Origin of the sequence: Micromonospora sp. NPDC007208 (assembly GCF_042869175.1) — a bacterium.
Lineage (GTDB): Bacteria > Actinomycetota > Actinomycetes > Mycobacteriales > Micromonosporaceae > Micromonospora > Micromonospora foliorum.
Map to the genome: position 1 here is coordinate 116,690 of NZ_JBIAFG010000019.1, position 12,802 is coordinate 129,491.

11 protein-coding genes are annotated in these 12,802 nt (G+C 71.2%); 6 read left to right on the forward strand and 5 right to left on the reverse strand.

Annotated features, from left to right (window positions below):
• The first annotated feature begins 63 nt into the window (after window positions 1-63).
• Both ACFYL6_RS29035 and ACFYL6_RS29040 read left to right on the forward strand, forming a co-directional pair.
• Window positions 64-822, forward strand: coding sequence for a hypothetical protein (locus ACFYL6_RS29035; RefSeq protein ID WP_387176113.1), 759 nt, complete (start codon window positions 64-66; stop codon window positions 820-822).
• 13 nt (window positions 823-835) lie between these two features.
• Window positions 836-1,120 carry a hypothetical protein gene (locus tag ACFYL6_RS29040; RefSeq protein ID WP_387176115.1) on the forward strand — a complete coding sequence of 95 codons (285 nt, stop codon included), beginning with the start codon at window positions 836-838 and terminating at the stop codon, window positions 1,118-1,120.
• A 161-nt stretch (window positions 1,121-1,281) separates the two neighbouring features.
• Here ACFYL6_RS29040 and murQ read toward each other — a convergent pair whose 3' ends face one another.
• Window positions 1,282-2,175 (reverse strand): N-acetylmuramic acid 6-phosphate etherase, encoded by an 894-nt coding sequence (gene murQ / locus ACFYL6_RS29045; protein WP_387176117.1) that lies wholly within the window; start codon window positions 2,173-2,175, stop codon window positions 1,282-1,284.
• A 253-nt stretch (window positions 2,176-2,428) separates the two neighbouring features.
• On the opposite strand from murQ, the gene ACFYL6_RS29050 reads away from it, so the two are divergent.
• From ACFYL6_RS29050 to ACFYL6_RS29060, 3 genes are read left to right on the forward strand one after another with little or no spacing between them, the layout of a single operon-like run.
• Entirely contained in the window at window positions 2,429-3,994 is a 1,566-nt protein-coding gene (locus ACFYL6_RS29050) for a sodium:solute symporter (RefSeq protein WP_387176119.1), read from the forward strand.
• Between the two features lie 11 nt (window positions 3,995-4,005).
• Complete coding sequence (locus ACFYL6_RS29055; protein WP_387176121.1) at window positions 4,006-5,202, forward strand: anhydro-N-acetylmuramic acid kinase; 1,197 nt, start codon at window positions 4,006-4,008, stop codon at window positions 5,200-5,202.
• Between the two features lie 25 nt (window positions 5,203-5,227).
• Window positions 5,228-8,101, forward strand: a complete 2,874-nt coding sequence (locus tag ACFYL6_RS29060) for an FAD-binding and (Fe-S)-binding domain-containing protein (protein WP_387176123.1) — start codon at window positions 5,228-5,230, stop codon at window positions 8,099-8,101.
• A gap of 58 nt (window positions 8,102-8,159) precedes the next feature.
• Here the strand turns inward: ACFYL6_RS29060 and ACFYL6_RS29065 are convergent, their stop codons facing one another.
• The 4 genes from ACFYL6_RS29065 to ACFYL6_RS29080 form a co-directional block, all read right to left on the reverse strand.
• Window positions 8,160-9,083: a peptidase inhibitor family I36 protein gene (locus ACFYL6_RS29065; RefSeq protein ID WP_387176125.1), complete on the reverse strand. Its 924-nt coding sequence runs from the start codon at window positions 9,081-9,083 to the stop codon at window positions 8,160-8,162.
• 6 nt (window positions 9,084-9,089) lie between these two features.
• A complete protein-coding gene (locus tag ACFYL6_RS29070; protein ID WP_387176127.1) occupies window positions 9,090-9,974 on the reverse strand; it encodes a peptidase inhibitor family I36 protein in 885 nt (294 codons plus the stop codon).
• 33 nt (window positions 9,975-10,007) lie between these two features.
• Window positions 10,008-10,871: a peptidoglycan-binding protein gene (locus ACFYL6_RS29075; RefSeq protein ID WP_387176129.1), complete on the reverse strand. Its 864-nt coding sequence runs from the start codon at window positions 10,869-10,871 to the stop codon at window positions 10,008-10,010.
• A gap of 208 nt (window positions 10,872-11,079) precedes the next feature.
• The gene (locus ACFYL6_RS29080) at window positions 11,080-12,102 is read right to left on the reverse strand and encodes an NBR1-Ig-like domain-containing protein (RefSeq protein WP_387176131.1); all 1,023 of its coding nucleotides are present in this window, start codon (window positions 12,100-12,102) and stop codon (window positions 11,080-11,082) included.
• Between the two features lie 137 nt (window positions 12,103-12,239).
• Between ACFYL6_RS29080 and ACFYL6_RS29085 the strand changes: the two genes are divergently transcribed.
• Window positions 12,240-12,656: a hypothetical protein gene (locus ACFYL6_RS29085; protein ID WP_387176133.1), complete on the forward strand. Its 417-nt coding sequence runs from the start codon at window positions 12,240-12,242 to the stop codon at window positions 12,654-12,656.
• Window positions 12,657-12,802: the final 146 nt, after the last annotated feature.

The following is a 12,802-nucleotide window of genomic DNA, read 5'->3' on the forward strand; positions in this document are numbered from 1 at the left end:
CGGGTTGGGGACACCGCTGCCGGCGGCCTCCGTCTGATGCGGCTGAGGCACAGCCTCCCCCCGGTGGCTTTCGGAGCGGTGGCCCTCGGCGCGGCCCTGGGTGCCAACCCCGCCCACGCCGACACCCCGGCGCCGTCGCGTCTCCCGCTGGAGGTCGCCACCTCGCCGAAGGCCATCAAGGTTTCGGTGAACGACGTCGCCGAGGTGCAGCTGCGTGTCCCGCTGCCCCTGCCGACTGCGGTCGTCCCCCTGCCCCTGCCGTCGGCCGTTCCGGTGCCCCTACCGTCGACGGACCCGGTGCCCCTGCCGTCGGCCGTTCCGGTGCCGACACTTCCGGCCAAGCCCTCCGCCACCGCGCCAAGGCGGCCGGTCCGCGCCCCGTCGTCGGCGCGGGCCACACCGGCACCATCCGCCTCGGCTTCGCCGGCCGTACGCGTCGCCTCGCCACCGTCGCCAGCACCGTCGACGCCCGTGCCGGCGACGACGCGCCGGGACGCCGGCCACGGCACGTCCGATGGCCGGGCGTCCAAGCAGCCGCGGGCGACGATGACAGCCGTCACCGGAGAGCGGCCCAACCCGCCCGCCCGTCCCGCACCGGGGCCACCGGCGTTCGTGCTGGCGCTGGCGTCCGCACCGACCGGCGTCGGCACCGGCGGCGCCGACCCACCCACGTCAACAGCCGAAGCTCCGCCGCCCACCCCGCCGCTGCGCCCGGGGCTCACCGTCACCGCAATGGACATGCGCGCTACCAGCCGTCCCGTGGAACGGGGCCCTCCCCCGCCCCGACAACTCCTGATCGCCCACCCGCGTCCACGACGTTGATCAGGAGAAGTTCATGGAAATCGCCGTTATCTGGATCCCCGCCGACATCGAGCCGTCGGAGCCCGCCGTCGCGAGGTGTCTCAGCCACCTTCGCCGACACTCCTACCGATTCGCAGGAATCATGCGGGCCCCCTGGGAGACCGTCGAGCAGATGATGATCGACGGGGAGGTGGATGTCGTCGTCATCGCCGACTTCGCCCATCTCCCGCCGGATCGGTCCCCCCGGATCGAGTTGGCCAGCTCCCCCGGTGTCGAGGCGGACGAGGACCACGCGGTTCGCGACACACAGCTCACGTGACACCGGAAAGCGCCCCGTCCAATGCGGACGGGGCGCTTCGTCAAGGACGGAGTACTACTCCGACGCCATTCGGCCGACGGCACCCCGGTCGAGTGCGCTCGTTCCCGACCCACGCTCACGCGCCCGCCGACCGCCGGGTGCGCCCGCAGCCCCCGCCAGGGTCAGGCCGCGACGGCCGCCCGGACGTCGTCGTCGGCGGCGCGCAGCCGGGCCGCGGCCTCCTCGGCGGTGCAGTTCGCCAGCAGCAGCACGATGGCCGTCTTGGCGTGCCCGTGCGCCGCCGCGAGCGCCCGCGCGGCCGTGTCGAGGTCGGTGTCGGTGGCCTCGGCGACGATCCGACGCGCCCGGTCGACGAGCTTCTCGTTGGTGGCGTTCATGTCCACCATCAGATTGCCGTAGACCTTGCCGAGCCGGGCCATCGTGGCGGTGGAGAGCATGTTGCAGACCAGCTTCTCGGCGGTGCCGGCCTTGAGCCGGGTGGAGCCGGTGAGCACCTCGGGGCCGGTGGGCACCTCGATGGCGACGTCAGCGTGCCGGCTGGCCACCGCGTCGGTGTTGCAGGCCACCGAGACGGTCGCCGCGCCAAGCGCACGGGCATGATCCAACCCGCCGACCACGTACGGGGTACGGCCGCTGGCGGCGAGCCCGACCACCGTGTCGCGGGCGGTCAGGCCGACCGCGTCGAGGTCGGCGACGGCACGGGTCGGGTCGTCCTCCGCGCCCTCGACGGCGACGCCGAAGGCTCGTGCCCCGCCGGCGAGCAGACCGACGACCCGGTCGGGCGTCGTACCGAAGGTGGGTGGGATCTCGACGGCGTCGAGCATGCCGATCCGGCCGCTGGTGCCCGCGCCGAGGTAGATCAGCCGTCCGCCCTGGCGGAGCGACGCCACGATGAGGTCGACGGCGGCGGCGATGTCCGGCACGGCCCGGCGGACGGCGTCGGCGACCGTCTGGTCCTCGTCGTTCATCGCGAGAAGCAACTCGGTGGGAGACATCCGGTCGAGGTCGCTGGTCTTGTCGTTGCGGGTCTCGGTGCCGAGGGTGCTGAGGTCCACGGGGTGCTCGTTCCTCTCGCTGGTGTGCAGTCGCCGGCCGGCGGGGAGAGGTCTCCGGTCGCCGGCGACGGCTCGCCGTCGAGCGCGTCTTCGCGACCCGCCGTCGCGGCCAGGCCGAGGGCGCAGCTGCGAACAGTCCCCGTATCAGCAGGCTGAAACCACAGCGTAACCAGCCCGGACGGGCGGTGGCAAAAAGTTTCGCGTTAGGGTGGGTCAACGTCACTTATTGACAACCGCTGGTTGGGAGCGAGCCGTGCGTCAACTCGACCTCGTCGTGATCGTGCTGTACCTCGTGGTGATCGCCTTCGTCGGACTTCGCCTGTCCGGTAGACAGAAGTCCGCCAAGGACTACTTCGTGGGCGAGGGTCGACTGCCCTGGTGGACCGTCTCGTTCTCGGTTGTCGCCACTGAGACCAGCGTCCTGACCGTGATCAGTGTTCCCGGCGGCGCCTACAGCGGGCAGGGCTTCGGCAACGTCGAGCTGGCCCTGGGCTACGTCATCGGTCGGGTCGTCGTGGCCGCGGTGCTCATCCCCCTCTACAAGCGGGGTGGGTTCGTCAGCGCCTACCAGTACCTCGGTGAGCGGTTTGGCCTGAAACTCCAGGGTCTGGCGTCGGTGACGTTCGTCTTCACCCGCCTGCTCGCCGAGGGCGTACGACTGTTTGCCTCGGCCATCCCCATCAAGCTTCTCCTCGACGAGTTCGGGCTTCAGGTCGGCTACCAGGCGATCATCATCGTTCTGACGCTCATCACGGTGGTCTACACCTACCTCGGTGGCATCAAGGCGGTCATCTGGACCGACGCCATCCAGATGGGGCTGTACCTGGGCGGGGCGATCCTGGCCATCGCGGTGCTCAGCCACGCCGTCGGCTTCGACGGCTACTCGCAGGCGCTGGACGCCGGCAAGTTCCAGCTCTTCGACACCAACTTCACGCTCGCGCACGTGCTCACCAGCCCGTTCGCCCTGCCGACCGCGATCATCGGTGGCGCGATCTTCGCAATGGCCAGTCACGGGTCGGACCAGCTGATCGTGCAGCGCATCCTGTCCACCCGCACGCTGCGCGAGGGGCAGAAGGCGATGATCTCCTCGGGCATCTTCGTGGTGATCCAGTTCGCGGCGTTCTCCCTGGTCGGCGCGCTGCTGTGGTCGTACAACAAGGGTCAGACCTTCAAGGAACTCGGCCTGGCGAGCAGCGACAACCTCTACCCGAGCTTCATCCTGCACGCCCTGCCGGTGGGCATCTCGGGTCTGCTGGTGGCCGGCATCCTCGGCGCCGCGATGGGTTCGCTGTCCTCGGCGCTGAACTCGATGTCGAACTCCACCGTCGCCGACTTCATCCACAGCTTCTTCCGCACGGTCCCGTCCGACGACGCGATGCTCCGGCTCGCCCGGGTGATGACCCTGGTCTGGGCGGTGCTGATGGCGGTCTTCGCCTGCGCGTTCAGCTCCAGCACCGGAAACGTCTACCTGACCGGTTTGACCATCGCCGGCTACACCTACGGCGCGCTGCTCGGGGCCTTCCTGCTCGGCCGCCTCGTCAAGCGGGCCAACCAGGTCGACGCGGTGATCGCCTTCCTGGTCACCGTGGCGGTGATGACCTACATCGTCCGCTACGTCAAGATCGATGTGACGACGGCCGGGACGACCACCGCCACCGCCATCGCCGCCCAGTGGCTGGTCCCGATCGGCGTCCTGATCACCCTGGTCGTCGGCGCGGTGTCCAGCCGGTTCCACCCGGCCCCGGAGACGCCATACGACCATGGACGTAACAACGAGCTCGACGACGACGCGACGGCGGCACCCGCCGGCCGGGCGTGAAGGAGGACGTGATGCGCGTGATCGGCCTGATGTCCGGAACCTCCTACGACGGCATCGAAGCCGCCGCGGCCGAGTTCGAGCTGAGCGGCGACACCCTGCGGATGCGATCGCTGGGCCGGCTCAGCCACCCGTACTCCGACGAGTTGCGCACGCAGATCGCCGCCGCCCTGCCGCCCGCGCCGACCACCACCGAGGCGATCTGCGTACTGGACACCGGCATCGGCCAGGCCTTCGCCGAGGCCGGCGTACGGGCCCTCGCCGAGCTGTGCGACGGCCACGCCGACCTGGTCGTCTCGCACGGGCAGACCCTGCACCACTGGGTCGAGGCTGGCACCGTTCGGGGCACTCTCCAGCTGGGTCAGCCGGCCTGGATCGCGGAGGCCACCGGCCGTCCGGTGGTGGCCGACCTGCGCAGCCGCGACGTCGCCGCCGGCGGCCAGGGCGCTCCCCTGGTCGCCCTCTTCGACACGCTGCTGCTGGGCGGTCTGCCCGGCGTTCCGGCCGCGCTGAACCTGGGCGGCATCGCCAACATCACCGTCGTCGCGCCGGACGCGGACCCGCTCGCCTTCGACACCGGGCCGGCGAACGCGCTCCTCGACGCCGCGGCGCGTCACTTCAGCGGGGGCACCGAGGAGTACGACCGGGACGGGCGCGGGGCGGCCGCCGGTAAGGTGAACCCGGACCTACTGCGGCGGCTGCTCGACGAGCCGTACTACCGGCTGCCCGGCCCGAAGAGCACCGGGAAAGAGCTGTTCCACCTTCCCTACCTGCTGGCCGCCCTCGCCGACGCGCCCACGCCGGATCCGCAGGACGTGTTGGCCACGCTCACCCGGCTGACGGCGGTCACGGTGGCCGGCGCCTGCCGCGAGCACGTCGTCACCCGACTCGTCGTCTCCGGCGGCGGCGCGCACAACCCAACGCTGATGCGCATGATCGCCGAGGAGCTACCGGGCGTCGACCTGTCCTCCAGCGACGAGCTGGGCGTGGCGTCGGACGCCAAGGAGGCGCTGGCCTTCGCGCTGCTGGGCTACCTGACCGTGCACGGGCTGCCGGGCACCCTGCCCTCGGGCACCGGCGCGCGGCACGCCTCGGTGCTCGGCAGCATCACCCCCGGCCACCAGCCGCTGCGGCTGCCGGCACCGGTCGGCACCGCACCCCGCCGGCTGATTGTCGCCGATCGTGCCGCCGAGCGGCCGGTGGCCGGCTGACCACGCTCCCCGGGAGGACCCGCCGATGAGACCCGTCGTACCCGTGCCGCCGCCGACCGCGGCCGGCGCTCGCGCCCGCGAGGTCGCCGAGCTGCTGCGCTCGCACCTGGATGATCCGAGCCGGGCCAGCGCCGAGCTGCCCCGGAGGCTGGCGGCGGCACACGACGCCTCGCCGTACCTGTTCGAGCCGCAGGCCGTGGTCCGCGCCTCCTCGGCGGCCGAGGTGGGTGCGCTGATGGCCGGCGCCCGGGAGGCCGGCGTGCCGCTGACCCTGCGCGGCGGCGGCACCAGCCTCGCCGGGCAGGCCGGCGGCGCGGGCGTGCTTGTCGACGTCCGCACCGACTGGCGGCACGCCGAGGTCCTCGACGACGGCCGCCGCATCCGGCTCCAGCCGGGCCTGACGATCCGGCAGGCCAACGCCCGGCTGGCCCGCTACCGACGCCGACTCGGCCCCGACCCGGCCAGCGAGGCCGCCTGCACTGTCGGTGGCATGGTGGCCAACAACTCCAGCGGGATGACCTGCGGCACCACCGACAACGCGTACCGCACCATGGAGTCGCTGCGCTTCGTGCTCCCGTCCGGCACCGTCGTCGACTCCGGCGCCCGCGACGCCGACGACCGGCTCCGGGCCGACGAGCCCGAGCTGCACGCCGGGCTGCTGCGGCTGCGCGACCGGGTGCGCGCGACGCCGGGATCGCGCGCCACTATCGAGCGGCTGTTCGCGATGAAGAACACCATGGGGTACGGGCTGAACTCGCTGCTCGACCACAGCAGCCCGGTCGAGATGCTCGCCCACCTGATGATCGGCAGCGAGGGCACGCTCGGCTTCGTGGCCGAGGCCGTCTTCCGTACCGTCGAGATCCACGACCACGCCGCCACCGGCCTGCTGATCCTGCCCGGTCTCACCGACGCCACCGACGCGCTGCCGGCCCTGCTCGCCGTCGGCGCCCGTACCGCCGAACTGCTCGACGCGGCCGCGCTGCGGGTCAGCCAGCGCGACCCGGGTGCGAGCCCGACCCTGCGTGGGTTGACGGTCACCGGCCACGCCGCGCTGCTGGTGGAGTTCGCCGAGGACAGCGCCGAGCAGTTGGCCGCGACGCTTGCCGACGCCCGGCCCGTGCTCGACCGGCTGCCGGCCGTCACCGGCACCGAGCTGACCCGCGACCCGCGCGAACGGGCCAACCTCTGGCATCTGCGCAAGGGCCTCTACACCGCCGTCGCCGGGGCCCGCCCGCCCGGCACCACGGCCCTGCTGGAGGACGTCGCGGTGCCGATGCCGCGCCTCACCGGCACCTGCGGCGGGCTGATCCGCCTGTTCGACAGGCACGGCTACCCGGACGCGGTGATCTTCGGGCACGCCCGCGACGGCAACCTGCACTTCATGCTGACCCAGTCCTTCGACACCCCGGCCGAGATCGACCGCTACGCCCGGTTCACCGACGACATGGTCGACCTGGTGCTGGCCGAGGGGGGAACACTCAAGGCGGAGCACGGCACCGGCCGGGCCATGGCCCCCTTCGTCCGCCGGCAGTACGGCGACGAGCTGTACGACGTCATGCGCGAGCTCAAGCGGTTGTGCGACCCGAGCGGCCTACTCAACCCCGGTGTGCTGCTCAACGACGACCCGACCGTGCACCTGCGGCAGCTCAAGGCCGTCCCGACGGTCGACCCCGAGCTGGACGCCTGCGTCGAGTGTGGCTACTGCGAACCGGTCTGCCCCACCGCCGACGTCACCACCACCCCGCGGCAGCGCATCGTCCTGCAACGGCAGATCGCCCTCGCCACGGCCGCCGGCGACGAGGAGCGCCGCCGGGAGTTGACCGCCGACTACGCGTACGCCGCGGTGGACAGCTGCGCCGCGGACAGTCTCTGCGTCACCGCCTGCCCGGTCGGCATCGACACCGGGGCGGCGATGAAACGGCTACGCGCCGAGCGGCACACCCCTCGCGCCCAGCGCACCGCCCGCACCGCAGCGCGGCACTGGCAGGCCGCCGTGACGGGCGTCCGGGTGGGACTGACCGCCGCGCACGCCGTACCGACGCCGGCGACCCGCGCCGCCACCAAGGCGATCCGTGGGCTCGGCGCCAGCGAACTCGTGCCGCTGTGGAGTGACGACATGCCGCGCGCCGGCGCGCCCCGACCCACCCCCCGCAGCGCGCCGGACGCCCAGGCGGTGTTCTTCGCGGCCTGCGTCGGGAGCCTCTTCGCGTCGGAGGACGGCTCGTCCGGCGGTTCTGCGGCGGCTTTCCTGCGCCTCTGCGAACTGGCGGGGGTGCCGCTCGTCGTACCGACCGACACGGCCGGCCTGTGCTGCGGAACGCCGTGGCAGTCCAAGGGCTACCCCGCCGGTCACCGCGAGATGGCCGAGCGGACCCTGGCCGCGCTCTGGGCGGCCAGCGACGAGGGTCGCCTGCCCATCGTGTGCGACGCGTCATCCTGCACACACGGGCTCACGCAGCTGACCGCCGCGCTGGCCGAGAAGGACCGGGCACGGTACGGCGGGCTGCGCTTCGTCGACAGCGTGACCTTCACCGCCGAGCACCTGCTACCGGCGCTGCCGCAGCCCCGGCGACTGGGCTCGCTGGCCCTGCACCCCACCTGCTCCACCGTGCACCTGGGCGGCATCGACGACCTACGCGCGGTGGCCGGGGCGGTCGCCGACACGGTCACCGTGCCGGACAGCTGGGGGTGCTGCGCCTTCGCCGGTGACCGGGGGCTGCTGCACCCGGAGGTCACGGCCGGCGCCACCGCGGCGCAGGCCGCCGAGATCAACCAGCGCGACCACGACGCGTACGCCTCCTGCAACCGCACCTGTGAGATGGGCATGAGCCGGGCCACCGGCCAGCCGTACCGGCATGTCCTCGAGGTGCTCGTCGAGGCGGTCGAACCGCCGGCGTAGCCGACGAACGCGCCGCCCGCCGTAGAGCTGCGGCGGGCGGCGCGGTTGGTGCCTTACCTCAGGAGAGCGCGATGTCGCGGTAGTAGTAGCGCAGGATCGCCTGGTAGTTCTTGCCCTCGTTGGCGAGATCGCGCGAGCCGTACTGCGACAGCCAGTCCCCGTCCACCCAGCCACCGCACGCGGTCGTCGTCGCGCAGTAGTGCGCCCGCAGGATGTTGCCGCTCCGGGTCATCCGGGCCGACCACGTCCGGTCCACCGCGGCGGACGTGGACGAGACTGCCGACGACGGCCGGTAGACCTGGTCGCCGGTGTCGTCCCGAACGTCGTAGCACTGTCCGCCGGACGTCTTGCGGGTCGAGTGCAGCGCCCAGTACCACCCGTAGCTCTTGACGGCCATCGCACCGGCATCCAGCGAGGCGGCCGGCCAGCTCGTGATCCACTCGTTCGGGAGGACGTTCTTGACGTACGTCTTGAAGTCGACCCGGTCGACACGCCCGAGACTGACCCGGTAGACGAGGATGGTGCTCGGCAGCTTGCTGTTGGTGCCGTCGGTGCTACAACCCGTCGGCCCGCTCAGCAACTCGTGCGAGGCGTTGTTGTTCTTCAGCGTGGTGTTGAGGTTGCCCTTCGCCCCGGCCGCGAAGTCCTGGGTCGCACCGGCGAAGTTGCTGTTGAAGTAGACCCGCACCGTCTTGCCGGTCCGGTTCCACACCGACGCGGCGTTGTTCTTCACGCACAGGCCCTTGCCGCTGCCCGCGCCCTTGAAGTCGTAGCAGGTCGGTTGGGTCGTACCGTAGTCGTCAAGTGAGTCGGTGAAGTCCGAGACCGAGCCGGCCTGGTTGCTGTTGTAGTAGTAGCAGAACTCGCCGCTGTCGCAGGTTCCGTCCCGTTCGGCCGCCGCTGCCGGCGAGGCAACACTCAGGATGGAGGCGGACATGGCGAGGACGGCGCCGACGACGGCGAGGCCCTTGCGGATATTCATGGCGTCCTACCTCTCGTTGTAGCCCTGGGAGTTCCAGAACGCGGTCGGGTCGGCGTTGTCCAGGGTGGAGTCGCCGACGCTGACGGCCGCGTGGGTCTGCCGTCCGGCCCGGACCTCGACGTGGGTGTGCGCGCCCGAGCTGGAGGACACCCCGTGCCACGACTCGTCGGCGATGATCTCGCCCTTGCTGATGGCGTCGCCCACGCTCACCCCGGACTTCGGCGCGGTGTGCAGGTAGATCACCGACTTGTTGAGCGAGGAGTTGTAGACTGAGATCGTGGACAGGCCGCCGCTGCCGGTGCTGCCCCGCGCGACGTAGATGACGGTTCCGGAGACCAGGGCGCGCACGTCCGAGCCGACGCTGCGGGCGATGTCGATGCCCTCGTGCCGGCCGGGCGTGGTGGTGTAGCCGTCGAAGCCGCACGTGACCGTGCCGCCGCTGGCCTGGTACAGGGCGTACGACAGGTTCGTGCGCGTCGACGGCGAGAACTGGTGCGAGGCGTTGTTGTTCTTCAGCGTGGCGTTGAGGTTGCCCTTCGCGCCGGCCGCGAAGTCCTGGTAAGAACCGGCGTAGCCGCTGTTGAAGTAGACGCGTACGGTCTTGGTGCTGCGGTTCCAGACCGAGGCGGCCTCGTTCTTGATGCACAGGCCCTTGCCAGCGCCAGCGCCCTTGAAGTCGTAGCACGAGGGCTGCTCGGTGCCGTAGTCGTCGAGCGAACCGGTGAAGTCCGAGATCGACCCCGCGTTGTCGCTGTTGTAGTAGTAGCAGAACTCGCCGCTGTCGCAGACCCCATCTCGGGCCGCCGCCGACGCGGGCGATGCGACGCTGAGGATCGAGGTGGTCGCGGCCAGCGCGACGCCGACGGCGGCGAGGCTCTTACGGATGTTCATGGTGTCCTTTCAGAAACGGTGAAGGAGTGCGGGTCACTGCCCGCGCTGGTACTGCTCCCAGGTCTTGATCGGAACCTGGGGGCCGTCGTCCGGTCCCTGGTTGGCCAGGCCGTTCATGCCGAGGAAGTAGTCGCCGACCTGGTGCTGCGCCTGGCTGGACAGGTCCGTGTCGCTGATCGCCGTGGCGTGGATGTGCCACGGCCAGTCACCCTGGTTCGGGTTGCGGACCCAGGCCGCGAACCCGACCTGACGCAGGGCCCGGGCGACGGCGGTGCGCTTGGCCGCGGTCATGCCGGTGACCGCGATGTCCACCACACCGCCGCCGTCGTGCGTACCGGCCGAGGTGGGGTCGCCCCCGGGGTTGTACGAGCCCTGGTCGAGCACCAGGGGGTAGCCGAGCAGACGCTGCGCCTCGGCCAACATGGCCTGCGTACGAGCGTTGACGACGTACCCGTCACGCTGGACCTTCGCGCCCGGGCCGATCGTCTTGCCGACGGTGTAACGGTTCTGTCCGAGCTTCGTCAGCGACGTCGTGCCGGGCAGCCCGTTCGCGGCCAGCCCGGTGTAGCCGAGCGAGCGCTGGTACGCGGCGTACGCCGAGACGGTCACGGTGCCGAAGTAACCATCGACCCACTGCGCGTTCAGCAGGCCCTGCGCCTGCAACGCCTGCTCGACGGCGAGCACGGAGGTCTTCGCGCCCGGGGTCAGGGTGTTGTCGGCCCGACGGGGGTCGATCTGGGCGGCCAGGACGGTGGCCTCCATGTCCACGACCGGCCGCGCGGCCGTGGTGACGGTTCGCTGCGCTGTGACGTCGGATGTCGCGGCCCACGCGTGGGCCGGAACACCGACGGCCACGCAGAGCGCGGCGAGCCCGACGGATAACCAGGGACGACGCAAGGTCGATCCTCCTCGCAGTTGGTGAGTCGTTCGGGGAACGGACACCACCTTGCGAGAATCGGCCTGCTGTTCGGTACCCCCACTGCCTGTCAGATCCGTCAGACCGTCACGGACCTCGATGGATGCGGTGTTGTCAGCTTTGGTGGAACCCGGGGCTGACATCGGTGGTTCGCGCTCTGACACCGGTCAGGGCGACCGGGGAGCGCGCTCAGGCGGTGACGGTGACCATGAAGTACACCGGCCGGCGGGTGGGGAAGTACTCCTGCCCGTTCTCGTCGACCATCTTCCAGCTGACCCAGCACTTCCCGGGGCGGCTCGGCGCGGTGACCTCGACACTGATCATCACCTGCTCGTCGGGCGGTGTGTCACCGATCGCCACCCGGTCCGGAACCTGGCAACCGTCGGCGTCGGCGGTGGGGTTGGTCCGCTGGAGGAACCGGTTGTGCCAGGCGACCTTCCCCACGTTCTTGAGCGCCCACACCTTGACGAACTGGGAGTTCACCCGCACCCGGGTGCCGTCGGGGATGGTGACGTCGGAGATGAACTTGCTGGAGTCGCCGGGGATCAACGAGTCCGAGAACGCCGACGCCGACGGTGACGGTGTGGACGAGGCCGCGGTCAAGCCGGAGTCGTCCCGCGACGACCGGCCGCGGACGACGACGCCCAGGACGGCGACCATCGCCACCACCAGGACCACCGCTGCGGCGGCGAGCCACGGCAGCCGGTGCCGCCGTGCACCAGCGACCTCCTCGTCGGTCGGCGGATAGTCCGCGCCGCGTGGCGCGTTCTGCTCCTCCGGAGACGACGCGGGGACGACGGACACGACGGGCCCGTCCATTTCCGGGGCGTCGGTCCCGGTGTCGGGCTTCTTCCCGCCCGTGCTGAGCGGGGTTTCGGCACCGGTCGGGGAGTCGGTACTGACCGGCGGGGCGTCGCCGTCTTCGGTGCCATGGGCAGACGCGGGGCGCTGCGCGTCCTCCCAGCGACGCCGCCACTGGACCTCGTCCGCCTCGCAGGCTCGGACGAACTCCCGCACGGTCTCCCAGGAGGGGAACCTGGTCCCGGCGGCCGCCTCGTGCAGGGTGGTGTGCGAGATCCGGCCCGACCGCCCCGCCATCTTGCGGAACGACGGGTCCCCCGCGGCGGTCCGCAGGGTCCGTAGCTGTTCGGCGAACCTCTCGGCGGCCCGTCTGTCCTGAATCGACTCGGCGGCGGCACGCTGGTCCTTCATCACTCCCCCATGTCAGACGACGTCGTCAGGCGTTGTCAGAGCGTGTCAGAGGGTACCGAACGGGCCAAGGCGGCCATCAATGTGGTGCTTCGACGACGCCGGGCTCGACGGTCCCGGTGCATTGAAGGAGGTCACCGATGAAAAGCCTTTCCCGCCGTGGCGTACGCATCCTCGCGGCCGCCGGTCTGGCTGTGCCCGCGACGCTGGCGTTCGCCGGACCCGCGCACGCCGAGACCAACCCGCGCTGCGCCGGCTCGGTGCAGATCGGTGCCACCGCGTACGTCACCGTCGGCGGTCAGACCGCCGCATCGGTCAAGCAGTACAAGGGCTGCGGCAAGAACTACGCCTACACGTACGTGTGGCAGCAGTACCGGGCCAGCCACGGCTCGTACCAGGTCTGCACCTCCATCGTGACCGGAAGCACGCTGCGTGACCTGCAGTGTTCCAGCGGCCCGGAGGTCTGGTCCCTGGGCGCCAACACGCTGTCGGTGTGCACCCGGGCCCTCGGCGGCATCTCGGACGTGGCGCAGAAGGAGACCGAAGTGCGCTGCTGACCCGACGATCGCTGTGTTTCCGGGCGGGGGGGGGGGGCGGGGCCCCGCCCCCCCCCCCCGGCGCGGCACCGCAACGGCCCGCGCGTGTGGGGCCAGCCCACGATCGACAAATCCGGGGGTAGCGACGACCCCACCAGCGTAGATTG

Excerpts from the sequence above, each read along its gene's own strand:
- ACFYL6_RS29040 (WP_387176115.1), top strand. The coding sequence starts at position 836 with ATGGAAATCGCCGTTATCTGGATCCCCGCCGACATCGAGCCGTCGGAG.
- ACFYL6_RS29055 (WP_387176121.1), top strand. The coding sequence starts at position 4,006 with ATGCGCGTGATCGGCCTGATGTCCGGAACCTCCTACGACGGCATCGAA.
- ACFYL6_RS29060 (WP_387176123.1), top strand. The coding sequence starts at position 5,228 with ATGAGACCCGTCGTACCCGTGCCGCCGCCGACCGCGGCCGGCGCTCGC.
- ACFYL6_RS29065 (WP_387176125.1), bottom strand. The coding sequence starts at position 9,083 with ATGAATATCCGCAAGGGCCTCGCCGTCGTCGGCGCCGTCCTCGCCATG.
- ACFYL6_RS29070 (WP_387176127.1), bottom strand. The coding sequence starts at position 9,974 with ATGAACATCCGTAAGAGCCTCGCCGCCGTCGGCGTCGCGCTGGCCGCG.
- ACFYL6_RS29080 (WP_387176131.1), bottom strand. The coding sequence starts at position 12,102 with ATGAAGGACCAGCGTGCCGCCGCCGAGTCGATTCAGGACAGACGGGCC.
- ACFYL6_RS29085 (WP_387176133.1), top strand. The coding sequence starts at position 12,240 with ATGAAAAGCCTTTCCCGCCGTGGCGTACGCATCCTCGCGGCCGCCGGT.